Annotated in this window: 14 protein-coding genes; 6 read left to right on the forward strand and 8 right to left on the reverse strand. The window is 35.0% G+C overall.

Annotated elements, in window-relative coordinates; genetic code table 11:
* Positions 1-13: 13 nt before the first annotated feature.
* On the reverse strand, positions 14-1,594 hold the full coding sequence (locus ACZ5CF_RS02880; RefSeq protein WP_464580250.1) for a lytic transglycosylase domain-containing protein: 1,581 nt from the start codon (positions 1,592-1,594) through the stop codon (positions 14-16).
* A 76-nt stretch (positions 1,595-1,670) separates the two neighbouring features.
* Entirely contained in the window at positions 1,671-2,861 is a 1,191-nt protein-coding gene (locus ACZ5CF_RS02885) for a phosphoglycerate kinase (RefSeq protein ID WP_464580251.1), read from the reverse strand.
* Between the two features lie 120 nt (positions 2,862-2,981).
* On the opposite strand from ACZ5CF_RS02885, the gene ACZ5CF_RS02890 reads away from it, so the two are divergent.
* Positions 2,982-4,142, forward strand: a complete 1,161-nt coding sequence (locus tag ACZ5CF_RS02890; protein WP_464580253.1) for a DNA polymerase III subunit — start codon at positions 2,982-2,984, stop codon at positions 4,140-4,142.
* Between the two features lie 25 nt (positions 4,143-4,167).
* On the opposite strand, the gene ACZ5CF_RS02895 is transcribed toward ACZ5CF_RS02890, so the two are convergent.
* From ACZ5CF_RS02895 to ACZ5CF_RS02915, 5 genes are all read right to left on the reverse strand, one after another.
* Positions 4,168-4,683 (reverse strand): OmpH/Skp family outer membrane protein, encoded by a 516-nt coding sequence (locus ACZ5CF_RS02895; RefSeq protein WP_464580255.1) that lies wholly within the window; start codon positions 4,681-4,683, stop codon positions 4,168-4,170.
* A 231-nt stretch (positions 4,684-4,914) separates the two neighbouring features.
* On the reverse strand, positions 4,915-5,751 hold the full coding sequence (locus ACZ5CF_RS02900) for a class I SAM-dependent methyltransferase (protein ID WP_464580256.1): 837 nt from the start codon (positions 5,749-5,751) through the stop codon (positions 4,915-4,917).
* Between the two features lie 78 nt (positions 5,752-5,829).
* Positions 5,830-7,701, reverse strand: a complete 1,872-nt coding sequence (gene mnmG / locus ACZ5CF_RS02905) for a tRNA uridine-5-carboxymethylaminomethyl(34) synthesis enzyme MnmG (RefSeq protein ID WP_464580257.1) — start codon at positions 7,699-7,701, stop codon at positions 5,830-5,832.
* Between the two features lie 5 nt (positions 7,702-7,706).
* Positions 7,707-8,129 carry an rRNA maturation RNase YbeY gene (gene ybeY, locus ACZ5CF_RS02910; protein ID WP_464580258.1) on the reverse strand — a complete coding sequence of 141 codons (423 nt, stop codon included), beginning with the start codon at positions 8,127-8,129 and terminating at the stop codon, positions 7,707-7,709.
* Positions 8,122-11,487 (reverse strand): hypothetical protein, encoded by a 3,366-nt coding sequence (locus tag ACZ5CF_RS02915; protein WP_464580260.1) that lies wholly within the window; start codon positions 11,485-11,487, stop codon positions 8,122-8,124. The genes ybeY and ACZ5CF_RS02915 overlap by 8 nt, the downstream gene beginning before the upstream one ends.
* A 91-nt stretch (positions 11,488-11,578) precedes the next feature.
* Here ACZ5CF_RS02915 and ACZ5CF_RS02920 point away from each other — a divergent pair, with 91 nt between their 5' ends.
* The 3 genes from ACZ5CF_RS02920 (at position 11,579) to ACZ5CF_RS02930 (ending at position 15,292) form a co-directional block, all read left to right on the forward strand.
* Entirely contained in the window at positions 11,579-12,628 is a 1,050-nt protein-coding gene (locus ACZ5CF_RS02920; RefSeq protein WP_464580261.1) for an alkane 1-monooxygenase, read from the forward strand.
* A 63-nt stretch (positions 12,629-12,691) separates the two neighbouring features.
* Entirely contained in the window at positions 12,692-14,209 is a 1,518-nt protein-coding gene (gene gltX, locus ACZ5CF_RS02925; protein WP_464580262.1) for a glutamate--tRNA ligase, read from the forward strand.
* A gap of 144 nt (positions 14,210-14,353) precedes the next feature.
* The gene (locus ACZ5CF_RS02930) at positions 14,354-15,292 is read left to right on the forward strand and encodes an SPFH domain-containing protein (protein WP_464580263.1); all 939 of its coding nucleotides are present in this window, start codon (positions 14,354-14,356) and stop codon (positions 15,290-15,292) included.
* 65 nt (positions 15,293-15,357) lie between these two features.
* Here ACZ5CF_RS02930 and ACZ5CF_RS02935 read toward each other — a convergent pair whose 3' ends face one another.
* A complete protein-coding gene (locus tag ACZ5CF_RS02935; RefSeq protein ID WP_464580264.1) occupies positions 15,358-17,043 on the reverse strand; it encodes a glutamine--tRNA ligase/YqeY domain fusion protein in 1,686 nt (561 codons plus the stop codon).
* 342 nt (positions 17,044-17,385) lie between these two features.
* On the opposite strand from ACZ5CF_RS02935, the gene ACZ5CF_RS02940 reads away from it, so the two are divergent.
* Positions 17,386-17,901 (forward strand): hypothetical protein, encoded by a 516-nt coding sequence (locus ACZ5CF_RS02940; protein WP_464580265.1) that lies wholly within the window; start codon positions 17,386-17,388, stop codon positions 17,899-17,901.
* An 87-nt stretch (positions 17,902-17,988) separates the two neighbouring features.
* Positions 17,989-19,578, forward strand: coding sequence for a T9SS type B sorting domain-containing protein (locus ACZ5CF_RS02945; protein ID WP_464580267.1), 1,590 nt, complete (start codon positions 17,989-17,991; stop codon positions 19,576-19,578).
* The last annotated feature ends 1 nt before the right edge of the window (position 19,579 follow it).

Below are 19,579 nucleotides of genomic sequence, written 5' to 3' on the forward strand. Positions count from 1 at the left end.
TTTGATGGTACATTTAGCATCCGTTACAAAGCTTTAGCTTTTGTCCCGGTTTTAATTTTGTACCACTAATACCGTTCCATTTTTTAATATTCTCTACAGAAACTCCCGGAAATTTTTGAGCAATCGTCCAGAGCGAGTCGCCTCTTTGCACAATATAAATGTTGCCATTATTGGTGGTTACTGTTTGTGATTGCTTTTTAGGTGCACTATAGGCTGGTTTTCTTGGATAAATTGTAAGGCGTTGGCCCACTCTAATATTGTTATTTCTTAACCCGTTCCATCGTTTAATATCGCTTACTCTAACACCGTATCTGTTAGCTATTTTTCCTAAATAATCTCCACTTCTAACACGATAACGAATTCTTGAAGGGTGATTAAAAAGTTGTGGTAACGGTTTTTCTCTTTTAGCCAGCTCTGCTTCAACAAAAGCATAAATACTGTCTTCGTGTGCTACAAATTTACCCATTTCTTTTACGGGCAATCTTAGCGCATAGTTTTTATTTTCTACGTACGGAATAATATCAAGCTTATACGATGGATTTAAAAACTGTAGTTTTTCTACCTCAATATCTAAAAGTTCAGAAATCTGATCGAATGTGATAGTTTTCTTTACATGAACGGTGTCTGTTTTAAAATAAGGTATTTCTGCTTTTTTAGGGTTAAATCCGTGTTCTTGGGCGTATTCAAAAATGTACATTGTTGCTAAAAATGCCGGTACATATCCTGCAGTTTCTCTGGGTAAAAACGGACGAATATTCCAATAGTTTTTATACCCTCCGGAACGCCTGATTGCTTTTGTTACATTACCCGGACCGGAGTTATATGCTGCAAGCGCTAAATCCCAATCGCCAAAAATCTCATATAGTTTAGCTAAATATTGGCAAGCTGCTTTAGTAGATTTAATCGGGTCGCTTCGCTCATCAACATAACTACTTACATCTAATCCGTACATTTTACCCGTGCTAAACATAAATTGCCATAATCCTGTTGCGCCTACTCTTGATTTTGCCCGTGGGTTTAAAGCAGATTCTACAATGGCTAAATATTTAATTTCTAAAGGGATATCGTAATTGTCTAATTCTTGTTCAAATAGCGGAAAGTAGTACTGACTCATGGTCATGAGTCGCTCTAATGTTTTACGTCTGTTTTTTAAAAACGATTTTATAACGCTTTCTAAAGATGGGTTATAGGCTATATTAAAGGGGGTTTTTTGATTGAGTTTTTCTAACCGTTCTTTTAAAAGCGCTGTTGGTAAATTATCGTACGCAACCGTATCGTAACTTAATGTGGCAACCGTTTTATAAATAGTATCGTACAAAGAAGTGTTGTAAAGCTCTTGAAGCCAAAGACTGTCTAACGTTGCTGCTTCTTCGTAATCTGATAAGTTGTATTTACCTTGTTTTTTAAAAAAGACTACTTTTTTGTTATCTGGTAATGTGTCTTGGTGAGCGCTAATTAATTTAGTAGAAGCATCATTAATGGCTTGTATAGTATCTGCAGATAATGTTGCCTCTTCTGCTACTGTAGTTTTAGGCTTTTGTTGTGCATTTAATAATGAACATGTTAAAAATAATAGAAGCCAAAGGTTTCGCATTAGTGTTGTTTTTACTTGTTGTTTATATACCATTACGTAAATACGATAGGGTTTAGTATGCTTAAAATGTTAAAATCTAAGCATCTAAAATTGCTGCTATGCCCGGCAGTGTTTTTCCTTCTAAACTTTCTAACATTGCACCTCCTCCGGTACTAACGTAACTTACCTTATTTTCAAACCCGAATTGTTTTACGGCTGCTACAGAATCTCCTCCTCCAACTAAAGAGAAAGCACCTTTTTCTGTAGCTTCTGCAATGGCATTGCCTAAAGCAATTGTTCCTTTAGCAAAGTTTTCCATCTCAAAAACTCCTAAAGGACCATTCCACAAAATAGTTTTAGATTGGTTTATAACTTCTGCAAAAAGCGCTTCGGTTTTAGGACCAACGTCTAATCCCATCCATCCTTTTGGGATAGTATTCACTGCCACAACCTTAGTTGCTGCATCATTTTTAAAAGCATCTGCCACAACGGCATCTACCGGCAAATGTACTTTTACTCCTTTAGCTTTTGCTTTGTCTAATATAGAAAGTGCTAATGCTAATTTATCGTCTTCAACTAAAGAATCTCCTATTTCTCCTCCTTGTGCTTTAATGAAGGTAAATGTCATTCCTCCACCAATAATCAAGTGGTCTATTTTATCAAGAATATTTTCAATTATCGTTATTTTAGACGATACTTTAGCGCCTCCTAAAATTGCTGTTACCGGTTTAACACTATCGTTTAATACTCGATTAAGACTTTCAATTTCTTTAGCTAACAAATACCCAAAGCATTTTTGGTTTACAAACTTAGCAACCACAGTTGTAGAAGCATGTGCTCTGTGGGCAGTACCAAAGGCGTCATTAACATACACATCGGCTAGTTGTGCTAATTGTTTTGCAAACTGCTCGTCGCCTTTTTCTTCGGCTTCATAAAATCGTAAGTTTTCTAACAGTAAAACTTCGCCCGGAGCAAGTTCGCTAACAGCTTGTTCAACGCTATTGCCAATACAATCTGGTACAAATTTTACTTGTACGCCAATTATTTCTGACACCTTATTTACAATGTGTTGTAAAGAAAGTTCTGGTGTAACTTTTCCTTTTGGTCTTCCTAAATGACTCATTAGTATAGCGCTACCACCATCTTCTAGAATTTTTAAAATAGTAGGTTTTGCTGCTAAAATTCTAGTTGCATCTGTTACCTGAAGTTCATCATTTAAAGGAACATTAAAATCAACTCTAACAAGGGCTTTTTTATCTTTAAAATTAATGTGTTCTACCGTTTTCATAATTGTAATTCTCTAAAATAGTGGCTGCTAAAATAACCAATTTATAACACACTGTATTAGTAGCTGCAAGAAAGCCGAAAATTACCGCATTCTTACCTCAAAAATTATATATTTGCTCTTATGCTGTTTTCAAGAGTTTTAGGGCAAGAACATATTAAAAAACACTTATTAGCAAGTGTAAAAAATAATAGAATTCCGCACACACAACTATTTGTTGGTCCGGAAGGTAGTGGTACCTTGTTAACTGCCATAGCATACGCTCAAGAAGTACTTTGCCACTTTGCTCCGGATGAAGCTACTAAAGAAGCCGCAAAGAAAAAAGTTGAAAATTTTACGCACCCCGATTTACATTTTGCATACCCTGTTGCTAAAAATGCCAAAGCAAAAAAAAATAATGTTAAGCATATTGTAAGTAATTACTATGCAGAAGAGTGGCGTAAATTTTTAAACACTCAGCCTTATGGTAATTTATTTGATTGGTACCAGCTTATAGGAGTTGAAAATGCACAAGGTTTAATTAGTGTTCATGAGGCAAATGATATTAACAAAAAACTCTCTTTAAAAGCATATGAAGGCGGTTATAAGGTTATGATTATTTGGATGGCCGAAAAGATGAATGCAGAAGCCTCAAATAAACTCCTTAAACTACTTGAAGAGCCTCCGCATAAAACGCTTTTTATTTTAATTGCTGAAGATGAGGAGCTTTTGTTGCAAACCATTAGATCGCGTTGCCAGATTTTACATTTTCATCCTGTTGCAGAAAAGGTTATTAAAGATTGTTTAATTAACGTGCATAATGCCTCTCCGGCAACTGCAGCTTTAATTGCACACCAAGCCAATGGTAATTTTAATAAAGCGCTTGATTTATTACATAACGATTCTGAAGATTTAGTTTTTGAGCAATGGTTTGTTTGGTGGGTTCGCTCTGCTTTTAAAGCTAAAGGAAATAAAGCTGCTATACACGATATTTTATCCTGGAGTGAAGAAGTTGCAAAAACCGGAAGAGAAACTCAAAAGAAATTTTTGCACTTTTGCTTAGAAGCCTTTAGGCAAGCTATGCTTTTAAATTATAAAGCAAAAGATCTGGTTTTTTTAGCCATTACTGCAGAAGATTTTAAGTTTGATAAGTTTGCTCCTTTTGTACACGAGCGCAATATTGTTAGTATAACTAAAGAGATAGAAACTGCTATTTACCACATAGAGCGCAATGCAAATGCCAAATTGGTGCTAACAGACTTGTCTATAAAACTTGCGCGATTGCTACATAAAAAAGCAGCATAAAATAAGCGCCCCAGAGGGCGCTTACTTATTTTTTATTTGAATATTCTTCGTTGAGTGCTTTTAAAATTTCTTCGGTAAGGTCTTTTTCATCACTCCCATACAAAACGCTTCCCGCATCATTAGAGCCAAAAATATAGGTGTAGCCATTTTCTTTTCCGTAAGTTTTTACAAAATCTTTAACCTTTGTAATTACAGAATCTATTTTGGCCTGCCCCTCCATTTGTAAGCGTTGTTGCTCTGCCTGTAATTGCTGACCCAAATACTGCCCCTTTTGAGCTAATGCTTGGTAAGCTTCTTGTACTTTCTTTTGAGACATGCTTTTGGCATCAGACTGGAATTTTTGCTCTTCTATTTGAAAAGCCTTAGAAATACTATCTCTTTTAAGATTAAATTTTTCTGTTTTAAGTTTAAATGCTGCTTCAGCATCAATCATTTCTTGATAGCCTTCAACTAATTTTCCGGTATTTACATAACCGGTTTTCTCTAAATTACACGATGCAAAAACTACTAATGCAAGTACTAATAATGGTAAACGTTTCATAAAATGTAAATTATTAAGATGGACAACAAAAATAGAAAAGTAGTTGCTCTGTACAATAAAATAATCGAAAAAGAGCTTTATAAGCATTAGTTATTGATGTGCTGATTGATAATAGTTATTGTTTATTATACAAGCGTTAAATATTTTGCTTTTACAGCAACTTTTAAGTTTTAGCTTATAGTTTGCTTGATTAATGATTAAAAAGCAGCTTAAAAAGCTTTAAAATACGTTTTAGCACTTTTTTAGCACATATAACAAAGAAGAGTACTCTCCTGTTCGCTTCGCTTTCTTGTTAGACTGATAACCAACATACATTGCTTTAAACCAAGGCAGCTTATTTTTTTTGTATTGCTCTGACAATAACGACACATAATAGGCATCAAAATACATTGGTAAGATTTTTACTACATTTAAATTTGTGTTGGCAAAAAGTTTTTTTATACTGTTTTGAGAAAAGTGCCATAAGTGTCTAGGGACATCATAAGCAGCCCAATACGATTTATAATATGCTGCATCTAAACTTTTATAATTTGGCACTGCTATAAACAAGTAGCCGTTGTGCTCGAGCAAACTGTTTAATTGTTGAATTGTTTTCTGAAGGTTTGGCATATGCTCTAACACATGCCACAAGGTTATTACATTAAATTTTTTGTTTTGCAGGTTAAAAATATCTGAGCATACTTTTATGTTTTTTTTCTCTATAAAGGCTTTTGCATTTTCGTTTGGCTCTACAGCCAAAACATTCCATCCATTTTTAATTGCTACCTCTAAAAAGGCTCCTGTGCCGGCACCAATATCTAATAAATTACCTTTTTCAGAAAACTGTTCTACAAGGCTTATTTTTTTACCAAGCATATACTTTTTAACTGCAGCATAAATCCACTCCATCAGATTTCGTTTGGCATCAGTATGCGAAATATAGTTGTCACTTTTATAATATGCAGATAATGCCTTAGTATCAGGAACAGGTTTAGTTATCAGCATATCATGCTCTTCATCATAATACAAACTAAACTCTTCGCCTGAAAGCGCAAAATCTTTTGTTTTTAAATACAGCTTGTCTTTCATTTTTCATAAAAATAAAAGGCACATCTACTGCACCTTTTTAAACAATTAATTTTATGTTCCACGTGGAACAAAACTAAATTATCTGCCCATAAACACCAACAAGACACTTATATCGCTGGGCGAAACACCACTAATTCTTGATGCTTGTGATAGCGTTTTTGGCTTTATTTTTTTGAGTTTTTCTTTTGCTTCAAAAGAAAGTGATTTAACTTTATCGTAATCAAAATTATCAGGTATAATTATATCTTCAAGCCTGTTTAACTTGTCGGCATTGTTCTTTTCTTTTTGAATATATCCTGAATATTTAACCTGAATTTCTGTTTGCTCTAAAACTTCTGTGTCTAAATTATTTGCTTTAATATAATTATCTACAACAGGAAGTGTTCTCATTTTTTGTAACGTAACGCCTGGTCTAGAAAAGACTTTATACATTTTATCTGATTGTTTCATTGTGCTAGATCCAATCTCCTCAAGAACAGGGTTAATCTCTTCAGGTTTTACACTTGTTTCCTTAAAAAACTGAATAAACGCTGAAGATGCTTTTTGCTTTTCCTCCATTCTTTTTAGTCTTTCTTCAGAAGCAAGACCAATTTCAAAGGATTTTGGCGTTAAACGTAAATCGGCATTGTCTTGCCTTAACAATGTTCTGTATTCTGCTCTCGAGGTAAACATTCTATAAGGCTCTTCTGTTCCTTTCGTGATTAAATCATCAATTAAAACGCCTATATATGCTTCATTACGCTTTAATACAAATGCACTTTTACCGTTTATTTTTAAATGCGCATTAATACCAGCCATGATACCTTGTGCAGCTGCTTCTTCATATCCGGTAGTTCCATTAATCTGTCCTGCAAAATATAAGTTTTCTACCAGTTTAGTTTCTAATGTGTGGCTTAATTGTGTTGGCGGAAAATAATCGTATTCTATAGCATAACCCGGCCTAAAAAACTTAACATTTTCAAATCCGACTACAGAGCGTAGCGCTTTAAATTGAACATCTTCAGGTAACGATGTTGAAAAGCCATTAACATAAACCTCTACTGTATCCCACCCTTCTGGCTCAACAAAAATTTGATGTCTTTCTTTATCTGCAAACCTGTGTATTTTATCTTCAATAGAGGGGCAATATCTTGGGCCAATACTTTTAATTCGACCGTTAAACATAGGAGACCTATCAAATCCAGAACGCAAAAGATCGTGAACCAGCGGACTGGTATAGGTCATATAACAACTACGTTGCTTTGTTAAGGGCTTGGTTTCGTTAGAATATGAAAATTTATCTGGGTTGTCATCTCCCGGTTGTTCAATCATTTTAGAATAATCTAAAGAACGCCCATCAACCCTTGGAGGCGTACCTGTTTTCATTCTACCCGATTCAAACCCTAACGCAACTAAATCTTCTGTAATGCCCGTTGCTGCTTTTTCTCCGGCTCTACCACCGCCAAACTGCTTTTCACCTATATGAATTAAACCATTTAAAAATGTACCGTTTGTTAGAATTACAGATTTAGCATAAATTTCAAGTCCAAGAGAGGTTTTAATCCCTTTAACAACACCATCGTTAACTATAATTCCAGAAACCATCTCTTGATAGAAATCAAGATTTGGTGTTCTTTCAAGCATTAATCGCCACTCTTCAGCAAAACGCATTCTATCATTCTGGGCTCTCGGACTCCACATGGCCGGCCCTTTTGATTTATTAAGCATTTTAAACTGAATAGCAGACCTGTCCGTAACTATACCGCTATAACCTCCTAACGCATCTATCTCTCTAACAATTTGACCTTTAGCAATACCACCCATTGCAGGATTGCATGACATCTGGCCAATTGTTTGCAAGTTCATAGTTATTAAGAGCGTTTTTGAACCTAAATTAGCTGCTGCTGCTGCCGCTTCAGATCCTGCATGCCCTCCTCCTACAACAATAACATCGTAATCTTTATCAAACATAACTATTATAATTGTTCCACGTGAAACATTCTAATTTTCTCATCTTCTTTTTGGCGCATTACAGAAGTTTCTTCCTCTGTTTTATCTTTATAACCCATAAAATGCAACATGCCGTGCGCCATAACCCTAAGCAATTCTTGCTCAAAATCAACTTTAAATATTGTTGCATTTTCTTTAACTCTGTCTATTGATATGAAAATATCTCCTTGTAAATTTTTTCCTACACTATTATCAAAACTTATAATGTCTGTATAAGTGTCATGATTTAAATATTTAACATTTAAATCATATAAATACTCATCGGTACAAAAAATGTAATTAACAGCTTTTATCTGGTATGCTTCTGATGCAGCAACTTGCCCTAACCATTTTTTGTACGATGCCTGTTTAGGTAATTGTGGTGTGTTTTCGTAAAAGAATTCAATCATTGTTTTGTTTAAAATAGTCTCTTACCTTGTCTTTATAAATTTTGCGCAAAGGTAATACTTGTCTATTTAAAATTTCTAATTGATTGAAAAATTCTTTGTAGTCAATTAATTGAGTTTCAGTAGGCTTAGCAAAGTCTTTAGTATTTGTTATGCTTTCTCTTTTATTATCTTCGCCCTGTTTAAAAGCGGCTTTGTCTAATTGTAGTAATTTATGTTTAAGCCTAATCATCCGTTTTAACGTATTTTCATTAAAGCCTTGTTCTAATAAATTGTTCTCAATTTGCTCCATTTCATTAAGGAGTTGCTGCTGGTTATTGGGCAATTTATCTCCAAATTTATCTTGTAATTGCTTTTCTAAAGCGGAACGTATTTGTTGCTGTTGCTTATAAATTTCGTATAGTTTTTCTGCATTTTCATCCTCGCCTTCTCCTTCACCATTACCTTTTTTATTATCAGAATTATTTTGATTTCCTTTTTGTTGTCCTTGTTGACCATCTTGTTGGTTAGTATCATTTTGTGAGCCGGATTGTTGTTGCATTTGCTGCTTCATTTGTTCATTTAACTTTTCTTGAGACATAATTATATCCGGTAATTGAAAACCTTTAGATTGACTTGAATTACCCGATGCGCTCATCATCATTTGCTCATTCATGTTATCTAGTGCATCACCCAAAAAACTTGCTAATGTATTTGCAGCAGTTAAAGCTTTTTGCTGACTCGCAATACCTTGATATAGTCTGTTTTCAGGAAAATACTCTAATGCTTTATCAATGTTATAAAAAACCTCTGTTATTTGAGGATTGATTTTATCAGAAATTTCAGGCCTGCGTAAAGAGAGCGCAAATAAGCTGTCATCAACATGTTCAAACAACGTGCGAAGTTGGTTTTGTTTTATAACCTCATTATTTAAACTAACATTTGCTTGCGTGTTTTCTAAAAAAGTGTTCATGAGGAGCTCTTGCTCAAAAGAAAAAATAACCAAATTATCAAGCAACTGTCGTAATGCATCTATATCTTCTGTAAGGCTTTCTGCAGATGAAGCATTCATAGCTTGCTGCATTTGTTTGCTTAATTGTTTTAATTTTAGGGCTGCTTGCTTTTGTTGTTGTTGAGCCTTAGAAAGAGTTGAAGGATTAGGTTGCTGTTCGTTTTTTTGTAGTTGTTGCTTAGCAGACTCTTGATCTATAGAAATTTCATTTTCCTTGTCTGAATCGCGAGGAAGCTCCATTGGTTTCTTTAAGTCGTTATTATCTTTCTCTAAGTCGTTTAATTGTTTTTTTAACTCATTAAAAGCATTGTTTAAACTATCTTGTTTTTGTGATGTGTTTTCTTGTTGATTACTATTAGCAAGATTTTCTTGCTTTTTTGCTAATTCAGAAATTTGCTGTTGTAGTTGCTGCATCCTTTGCGCAACATAAAATCGTTTAGTTAACTCTACTAATTGTTGTAAACTTTTTTGATTACTCTGTTGGTTTTTTGCAAGTTGCTCTAATTTTTGTGCTAACTGTTCTTTATTTATTTTATCGGTAAGTTCTTTTAATTCCTCTAACAAACGTTCGTTTTCTTTTAGCTCTTGTTGTTGTCTTTCTAAGCGTTCTTGCAATAGCTTTTTATATAAACTATCTTCTTTGTCGTTGTTTAGTTGATTTAAATTTTCTTTTAATTGCTCTGTGAAACGTTGCATTTGCTGTTCTTGCAATTGCTGACGCTCTAAAAAGTTCTGGATAGCTCTCTTATCGTTAAACTCTAACTCGCTTTTTTCTTTAGTAAGTCTGTTAATCTCTTGTAGTTTAGATTGTTGTTCTGTTAAAGATTTGATTGATTGATTAATAGCTTTTACAGTTGTATTCTGATCTTGTAATTGTTTAGACAATACCTCATTTTTAGTTTGCTTTCTGTAAGTAAAAGTTTTGCTTTTTGCTGATTTACTTCCGTTTACGCCATCATTATCAAAAACCTCAAAATAAAACTCATAAGATTGTCCTTCTTGCAAAGGAATTGTGTTTGGAAATTGATATGTAAATTGATAAAAATTATTATTTATCTGCTGTAACGGCAAGGTTGTTTTATTTTGTGGGTTACTTGTTGGGTAATACACTAATTGCATTCTTTTTAGCAAGTAATCATCTGTTGCCTGTCCGATTAAAGCAATATCTTCTTGAGTACTTTTATTTATAGAATCGTGTTTTGTTACAACCTGAATTTCAGGGTACTCGTCCTGGACAACCTCAACAGAAAATGCAATATTTTCATAGTTTTTAACATATTCGTTACTGGTAGATAATGTGTAAGGAAAATCAGAAGTAACTCTAAGTGACTTTACAAATGTATCTTCTTGTTTAGAGAATACATATGATGAATCTTTAGCCAATAAAACCAAATCCGTAGTAGCTTCGGTTTTAAGCTTCCAAGTTATAGTAGTGCCTTCAGGAACTACAGCATTTCCGTTGCTAACTAGTTCTTGATCTTTTTTTTGTGTATACGCAGGATAATCTAATTGCATTACAAAACTTAAAAGCTTAGGCACCGGAACAACCTTTACTGTTTGCGGGTTAGAATAAATTCCGTTAGCATACAACGTGTAGGTAAAAGTTTCTTTAGGTTGTTGTACTGTATAGGTAAAAGTGCCCGGAGAAACCTGCTCTAAGAAATAAGACTCATTATTAAGCGTTATGCTAACCTCTTCCGGTATAACATTTCCCTGTGTTGTAACTGTAATAGTATAGGGCTTATTTTGATAGGCAATTTCGTCATCATTTAAAATCACAAAACTAAACGGCGCCGGTGGTAAAAAAGGCTTTTGGTATTGTACAACACGTGTATAACTTTCTGTAATCCAATTTATGCTGGTAGTTATGGTAACAATAGCGAACATAGCAATTGGAAGCACCAGATACTTTGCATATTTAAAACTAGCTTTATAATTTATGGCAAGAGAAAAAGGTATAGGCCTAAGCTCGTTAGATTTTTGTTCTATAGAAGCCAGTAAAAGCTCTGTTTTGTGTTTGTTTTCGGCCAGTTGTAAAACATTATACAGCTTGTCGCTAACTTCGGGAAAGTGCGCGCCAATAAGTTTAGATGCTGCTTTGTAATCAATTCCTTTTGCCAGCTTAAACATTTTAAATAACGGTCTTCCAACAAAATAGGCTAAAAGTGTTATTTCTGTAGTTATAAATATCCAAAACAAAATTGCTCTTCCGGTTGTGCCCAGCCAAAGCATATACTCTAAAAACAACACTAAAAGCAAATACAAAAGTCCCGCTGATAAAAATAAAATCACGCCTTTAATAAGTTCGTTAGTATAATACTTTTTAATAAAGGCTTCTAGTTTATTGTGTATAGTTTCTAAAGCGGTCATTATTTAAATAACTCTTAATAATCCTTAAAATTACAATTTTCTTTTCCTTATAAATGTTTAAATTTGATAATAGTCTGTTAAAAGTTTCACTATGAGAGCCTTACGATATTTAGCTGCTTTTATATTGCCTGCCGTAGCTTTTTATAGCATTGGCAAGTCTGGTGCGTATTTGTTTTTAACGCCAATTGTGGCGTTTGTGGTTATCCCTGTATTAGAGATACTCCTTCCATTAGACGATACAAACATCTCTGAAAATGAATACAAAACACTTCTGGAGAACAAAACATTTGATTGGCTATTGTATTTAAACATTCCAATAGTTTATGGTTTAGTTGTCTATACATTATACAATTTTACAACAGTAACATATTCTACAACCGAAATAATTGGATTAGTGCTTAGCACAGGCATTGTTTTAGGTGCAAATGGTATAAATGTAGCACACGAACTAGGCCATAGAAACACGTTTACAGAAAAGCTATTAGCCAAAATACTGCTTATTCCTAGCCAATACATGCACTTTTATATAGAACATAATTTTGGTCATCATGTTCATGCTGCAACCAATGAAGATGGAGCTTCCGCAAGATTAAACCAATCAGTATATTCTTTTTGGGTAACCTCAATAACCAAACAATACATAAATGCTTGGCGTATTCAAAAAAGATTGTTGCAACAAAAGCAAGTATCTTTTTTTAGTTTGTATAACGATATGCTTTGGTATACTGTATTACAATCACTTTACCTTATTACAATTTATATGGTTTTTGGCTTTTTTGGAGTCTTGATAGCTTTGGCTATAGCCGTTGCAGGTATTTTACTATTAGAAACCATTAATTATATAGAACACTACGGGTTAAGGCGCTTAAAAAAGCCTTCTGGCAGGTACGAGCGTGTTAAAGAAATACATTCATGGAATTCTAATCATATTGTTGGGCGTTTGGTTTTGTATGAATTAACCCGACATAGTGATCATCATTATAAAGCATCAAAAAAATATCAAGTTTTAGAAAACCATACTACCAGTCCGCAATTACCTTTCGGATACCCTACATCGATGGTTTTAGCACTATTTCCTCCGCTTTGGTTTTATATTATGAATCCGAGAATTCCTGAGCAAATGAAAACAATATCTTCTTAAGTATTCCATTCTTTTTAAACCGTAAAATAAAGGTAAATAGTATCTTTGCGCAAAATTGAAACTATGAGCCAAAAAGTTCGTGTTCGTTTTGCGCCTAGTCCAACAGGGCCATTACATATAGGAGGCGTTCGTACCGCTTTATTTAATTACTTATTTGCTAAAAAGCACCAGGGAGATTTTGTTTTGCGTATAGAAGATACAGATCAAAGCAGGTATGTAGAAGGAGCAGAAAATTATATAATTGATGCGTTAAATTGGTGCGGTATCCCTTTTGATGAAGGTCCGGGTAAAGAAGGTGATTTTGGTCCGTACAGACAAAGCGAGCGTAAGACTTTGTATAAAAAATATGCCGATGAGCTTTTAGAAAAAAATCTGGCTTATATAGCTTTTGATACTCCCGAAGAATTAGATGCCCTCAGAAAATCATACGAAAAAGAAGGGAAGACATTTACTTACAATTGGGAAAACAGAGCAAAATTAAACAACTCTTTATCACTTTCTAAACAAGCTGTACAAGCTAAAATAAATGCCGGAGTTCCCTATGTAATCAGATTTAAAATTCCTGAAAATCAACAAATAGTTTTAAAAGACATTGTTAGAGGTGAAATTACAATTAACACCAATACTTTAGATGATAAAGTACTATATAAAAGTGATGGGATGCCAACCTATCATTTAGCCAATATTGTAGACGACCATTTAATGCAAATAACACATGTTATTAGAGGCGAAGAATGGCTTCCTTCATTAGCTTTACATGTGTTATTGTATAACGCTTTTGGTTGGCAAGTACCAGAATTTGCACATTTACCATTACTGCTAAAACCTACAGGAAAAGGTAAATTAAGTAAGCGTGACGGAGATAAGTTAGGTTTTCCTGTTTTTCCGTTAGATTGGAAAGATCCTAAAACCGGAGAAGTAGCTAAAGGATACAGAGAAGCAGGTTATTTTCCTGAAGCTGTAATTAACTTTTTAGCGTTATTAGGATGGAATCCGGGTACAGATCAGGAAATATTTACTAAAAAAGAACTTATTGAAGCCTTTAGCTTAGAACGTGTTATTAAATCTGGAGCACGCTTTAATCCCGAAAAAACCAAATGGTATAATCAGTATTACTTACAGCAAAAGACATCATCTGAAATTGCTCCCGAATTTGTTGAAATATTAGAAAGCAAAGGGGTTAGCGCTACTTTAGAGCAAGCAACAACAGTTGTAGAGCTACTTAAAGAAAGAGCTGTTTTTATACATGATTTATGGGAACTGGGCAGTTATTTCTTTAAGGCTCCAACTTCATACGATGAAAAAGCTGTAAAAAAACAATGGAAGCCGGAAACTGCTACAATCTTAACGCAATTAAGTGAGGTATTAAAACAACAAGACCTCTCTAACACAGAAGCTACAGAGAATACTGTTAAAACTTGGATTTCTGAACAAGAATTAGGTTTTGGTAAAGTAATGCCTCCCTTACGATTGGCTTTAGTGGGAGAGCTTAAAGGACCTCATGTATTTGATATTATGGCTTTTTTAGGCATAGATGAAACCCTCTCTCGCATTCAGAAAGCAATACAAACGCTATCATAGCTATTACTAATAGATAATGATAATAGGCCGGACTAATGTTCCGGCCTTTTGTTATTTAGAAATCATGTTTGTGAGTGTAACTTTTTTTATAAAAAGCTTACTTACAATAAACTTACTTTCGTAACTTAAAAGAAAATTTAAATCATGATTTCATACTTCTTTTTGCCCGTTGCTATTTTCTTTGGGCTTATTTTACTTTTTTCGTCCTTTTTTATTGTAAAACAGCAAACAGCCGCTATTATAGAGCGCTTTGGACGCTTTCAGAGCATTAGAAATTCCGGATTACAAATGAAAATTCCATTGGTTGATAGAATTGCCGGCAAACTCAGTTTAAAAATACAGCAGTTAGATGTAATTGTTGAAACCAAGACGCTCGATGATGTTTTTGTGAAACTAAAAGTTTCTGTGCAATATGTTGTTATTAGAAGTAAGGTGTACGAAGCTTTTTATAAACTCGAGTATCCGCACGATCAGATTACAAGTTATGTGTTTGATGTTGTAAGAGCCGAAGTTCCAAAAATGAAGCTCGATGATGTTTTTGTAAAAAAAGACGATATCGCTATTGCCGTGAAATCAGAGCTACAAGATGCTATGCTTGATTACGGATACGACATTATTAAAACTTTAGTAACCGATATTGATCCTGATGCTCAAGTTAAAGCAGCCATGAACCGTATTAATGCAGCAGAGCGCGAAAAAATTGCAGCACAATTTGAGGGTGATGCTGCAAGGATTTTAATTGTAGAAAAAGCAAAAGCAGAAGCAGAAAGCAAACGCCTACAAGGGCAAGGTATTGCAGACCAACGTAGAGAAATTGCTCGAGGTTTAGAAGAATCTGTAGAAGTATTAAACAAAGTGGGGATAAACTCGCAAGAAGCTTCTGCCTTAATTGTTGTTACACAGCACTATGATACGTTACAAGCCATAGGGGAAGAAACCAATAGTAACTTAATATTGTTACCAAACTCTCCACAAGCCGGAAGCGATATGCTAAACAATATGGTAGCCAGTTTTACTGCCAGCAACCAAATTGGTGAGGCTATGAAACAACACAACAAGAAAAAAGGAGATAAAGAAGAATAAATCCTAAAAACATTTAAACAAAAAACCACGGCAAATCCGTGGTTTTTTATTTATAATACTAATTTTTATTCTTTAGCGGCAATCTTTGCCCAAGTGTCTCGCAAACCAACAGTTTTATTAAATACCAATTGGTCTTTTTTAGAATCCTTATCAACACAGAAGTAGCCTAATCGTTGAAATTGAAAGCGATCTCCGGGTTTTACCTCTTGTAAACTAGGTTCTAAATATCCTGTAGTTACAGACAATGAGTTAGGATTTATAAACTCAATAAAATCTTTTTCAGGATGTGTATCTGGCGATTCATCCATAAATAAACGATCATATACTCTAATTTCTGCAGGTATTGCATGTGCAATAGAAACCCAGTGTAATGTTCCTTTTACTTTACGTTTACTTTCCGGTGTTCCGCTACCACTTTTACTTAATGGGTCGTAAGTACAATGTATCTCAACAATTTCTCCTTGATCATTCTTTACAACGCTTTCTGCTTTAATTATGTAAGCGTTTTTTAAGCGCACCTCTCCTCCTAACTTTAACCTAAAAAACTTGCGGTTTGCTTCTTCTTTAAAATCTTCGCGCTCTATGAAAAGCTCTCTGGAAAAAGGTACTTTTCGTGTTCCGGCTGCATCATCTTCAGGATTGTTTTCTGCTTCTAACCACTCTACCTGCCCTTCGGGATAGTTAGTAATTACAAGCTTTACCGGATTGAGCACCGCCATTACCCTTGGCGCAACTTTATTTAAATCTTCTCTTACACAATACTCTAATAACGATACATCTATTAAATTTTCACGCTTAGCAATCCCTATAGTATCAGCAAATTTTCGGATAGCTGCCGGTGTATAACCTCGTCTTCTAAGCCCAGAGATAGTAGGCATTCTGGGGTCATCCCAGCCAGACACATACTTCTCTTCTACTAAACGTAACAGTTTTCGTTTACTAACAACAGTATGACTTAAGTTTCTTCTGGCAAATTCACGTTGTTTTGGTCGTAATTTATCAGGCTCACAAACCTGATCTAAAAACCAATCGTACAATTCTCTATGTGGCAAAAACTCAAGCGTACAAAGAGAATGCGAAACTTGTTCTATATAATCACTTTCACCGTGTGTCCAATCATACATTGGATATATGCACCACCTGTCTCCGGTTCTGTGATGCTTTTTATGAAGAATTCTGTACATAATAGGGTCTCGCATCAACATATTTGGCGAGCTCATATCTATTTTAGCACGTAATACATGTGCTCCTTCCGGATGCACTCCGTTTTTCATTTCTTCAAAAAGCCTCAAATTCTCTTCAACAGATCGGTCTCTATACGGGCTGTTAACACCTGGTGTTGTTGGTGTCCCTTTTTGTTGCGCTATTTCTTCAGAAGTTTGACTATCTACATAGGCCTTCCCTTTTTTTATTAGCATAACAGCCCAATCATAAAGCTGCTGAAAATAATCTGATGCATAACACTCATTTGCCCATTTATACCCCAGCCATGCCACATCTTCTTTAATAGCATCTACAAACTCTTGCTCTTCTTTTGTTGGGTTGGTATCGTCAAACCTAAGGTTTACCGGGGCATTGTAACGTAATCCTAATCCAAAATTTAAACAAATAGAACTTGCGTGCCCTATATGTAAATAACCATTGGGTTCTGGTGGAAAACGAAAACGAAGCTGTTCTTGAGAATACCCATTTTTAAGGTCTTCTTCAATTATCTGCTCTATAAAATTTAAAGACTTTCCCTCTTTTGCCATGCTTTTAAATTAAAAGCACAAAATTAATTAATTAGGTTGACTATCACGAATAATAGTTTGACAACATTATTTGGCTGTTATACAACATTTTTAGAGGAAAGGCATCGATGAAATGCACATTTTGTGTAAAAATTTTTATTTTAGCTATGTTAAAAACGCAATTTATTAACGGTTTAATTTCTTGTAAAACAATAAGTTTCAAGAAATTGTTAAAAACTTTTTTTTGAAATTAAGCGTTTTTATTAAGTAACGGGCGCTTGTAATATATTGGCGCATTGTACGTTATAAAATTAAATATTGTATAACTGTTTTAGTCCCCAAAACTAAAACTAACCTACTAACATGCGCAGAATTTGGTACACATCATACTGCTTACTGGCTTACGCTCTTATAAATTTGAGCGTAACATCGGTTTCTGCTCAAATTCTTTATGAGCCAGAACCACAGTTTACCGCACCTTGTGCTTCTGCCTCCTTTAACTCGTTTCAGGTTAGATTTAAATGGGACCCTCCAGTAGTTAACAACGACAATCAATTTATATTAGAGCTTTCAGAGCCCGATGGTTCTTGGGACAACCCAACTACATTAGCTTCTGTAGCTGATAAAAATGCTGATTTTGATTTTTATTTCACGTTCGGATTTCCAAACAATACAGCTGGAGAAAACTACAAAGTTCGTGTTAAAAGCACCAGCCCCGAACTAACCAGTCCGGAGAGTGATGCTTTTCCTGCTTACTATCAAAATGTGACCGAAGGCCTCGTTATTAATAATTTTGTTGGAGAAATTTATGTATGTGATGGTACTCCGGCTACCTTAACCATTAATAACTATCCCAGCGAACATGCTTATAATTGGTAAAGAGACGGTTCTTTAATACCGGGAGAAAGAGGGCCAACTCTTACTACTTCTCAAGCCGGGTTTTACTACGTAGAGGTAGATTACGGTTTGTATTGCTCCGGAAGTACACTCTCTAACCAAGTAGAAGTAATAACCGGTTCTGCCCAAGGTGTAACTATACAAGGAAGCTACCCGCAATCTCTATGCACTGGTGAAACTCATACTTTACAAGCTAGTGTTACAGACCCAACCTATTTATACCAATGGTACAAAGACAATAATCCAATTAGCGGAGCAAATGCCCCTACTTATGTTATAGATACAAATGCCGACCCGAATTTTGACGGGCAATATGCTGTAGAGATTCAAGAACCTGGAGGCTGTGCAGAACGTTCAGCACCAGTAACCATAAACAAAACAGGGGATTTCACTATAAATTTAACTACCCCTAACAGTCTTGTTTTACTGCCGGGTGGCAGCAGAACTCTTGGTGTAACCACATCGGCTGTTAATCCAACCTATGTATGGTATAGAGATGGTTCGGTAATTAGTGGAGAGACACAAAGTAATATTACAGTAAATCAGCCCGGTACCTACTGGGTAACTGTTACACAAGGCGGAAGCTGTGTAACTTCTGAAGATTCTGAGCAGATAGTAGTTGAAGTGCCCGATTCTTTTGATATTACAATTGAAACAGATTCAAATTATACCGATTGTTCTAATACATCTGCCTCACTGTCTGTAAGCCAAATAAATGCTATAACGCCATCAAACGGAACAATAGATGTAACTGCAGATGTTATAGGTAGTTTTGGCTTTCAATGGTTTAAAGATGGGGTTGCTCTCTCTGGTGAAACAGCATCAACTATTGCTGTGAATGATGCCTCAGAAAATGGAAATTATAGGATTGATGGAACTTTAGGACCGTATTCATCACAATCAAATCAAATAAACGTAAAACTTATAGTTAACGACAATATAACTATTTCAGCTAGTGAAGCTGTAGTTTGTGATGGTGGTAACACCGTTACATTATCTGTTGCTTCTTTTAACCCGGCGTACACGTATGAGTGGTATCATAATGGTGTACAAATGCCGGAAAACGGAGAAACGGTAAATACTAATTTATCTGGTACATACCGTCTTGCAGTTACTGCTTTTGGTTGTACCAAATTATCTAACGAGGTTGTAGTACAACCTTTTGATGAATCCGTTGTCAGTGTAGATGCTCCGGATAGAGTTGTATTTGTTGAAGGCGGTTATAGAACCGTTACAGCATCTGGTGCAGATAGCTACCAATGGTACAATAGTGACAACGAATTATTATCAGGCAGTAGCTCTTATACTTTTACAGAAGAAGGAGACTATGTGCTTAGAGCCTTTATAGGTTCTTGCGAAGTAACTAAACTATTCACAGTTGCCTATTTAGAAACTTTTGCAGTACCTAATGTGATTACTCCTAATGGAGATGGTGTAAACGATCAATGGATAATTCCTAACCGTTATTCTTTTAATAACGAAGTAGAAGTTACCATTTATGATCCGGCCGGAAAACCCATTTTTAATGCGGTTGGCTATCAGAACAATTGGCCCCAGTCAAGTTTGTCTTTCCCAACTACGAAACCGCCCGTGTTTTATTATAAAATCGTAAAAGGAAAGAATGTATTAAAACAAGGAACAATAACCTTAATACGCTAGT

The organism is Lutaonella thermophila, from assembly GCF_055387725.1.

Bases quoted from the DNA above. Each gene is read 5' to 3' on its own strand.
- ybeY (WP_464580258.1), bottom strand. From the start codon at position 8,129: ATGATTGAATTCTTTTACGAAAACACACCACAATTACCTAAACAGGCA.
- ACZ5CF_RS02880 (WP_464580250.1), bottom strand. From the start codon at position 1,594: ATGCGAAACCTTTGGCTTCTATTATTTTTAACATGTTCATTATTAAAT.
- gltX (WP_464580262.1), top strand. From the start codon at position 12,692: ATGAGCCAAAAAGTTCGTGTTCGTTTTGCGCCTAGTCCAACAGGGCCA.
- ACZ5CF_RS02915 (WP_464580260.1), bottom strand. From the start codon at position 11,487: ATGACCGCTTTAGAAACTATACACAATAAACTAGAAGCCTTTATTAAA.
- ACZ5CF_RS02890 (WP_464580253.1), top strand. From the start codon at position 2,982: ATGCTGTTTTCAAGAGTTTTAGGGCAAGAACATATTAAAAAACACTTA.
- ACZ5CF_RS02940 (WP_464580265.1), top strand. From the start codon at position 17,386: ATGCGCAGAATTTGGTACACATCATACTGCTTACTGGCTTACGCTCTT.
- mnmG (WP_464580257.1), bottom strand. From the start codon at position 7,701: ATGTTTGATAAAGATTACGATGTTATTGTTGTAGGAGGAGGGCATGCA.
- ACZ5CF_RS02930 (WP_464580263.1), top strand. From the start codon at position 14,354: ATGATTTCATACTTCTTTTTGCCCGTTGCTATTTTCTTTGGGCTTATT.
- ACZ5CF_RS02920 (WP_464580261.1), top strand. From the start codon at position 11,579: ATGAGAGCCTTACGATATTTAGCTGCTTTTATATTGCCTGCCGTAGCT.
- ACZ5CF_RS02885 (WP_464580251.1), bottom strand. From the start codon at position 2,861: ATGAAAACGGTAGAACACATTAATTTTAAAGATAAAAAAGCCCTTGTT.
- ACZ5CF_RS02900 (WP_464580256.1), bottom strand. From the start codon at position 5,751: ATGAAAGACAAGCTGTATTTAAAAACAAAAGATTTTGCGCTTTCAGGC.
- ACZ5CF_RS02895 (WP_464580255.1), bottom strand. From the start codon at position 4,683: ATGAAACGTTTACCATTATTAGTACTTGCATTAGTAGTTTTTGCATCG.
- ACZ5CF_RS02935 (WP_464580264.1), bottom strand. From the start codon at position 17,043: ATGGCAAAAGAGGGAAAGTCTTTAAATTTTATAGAGCAGATAATTGAA.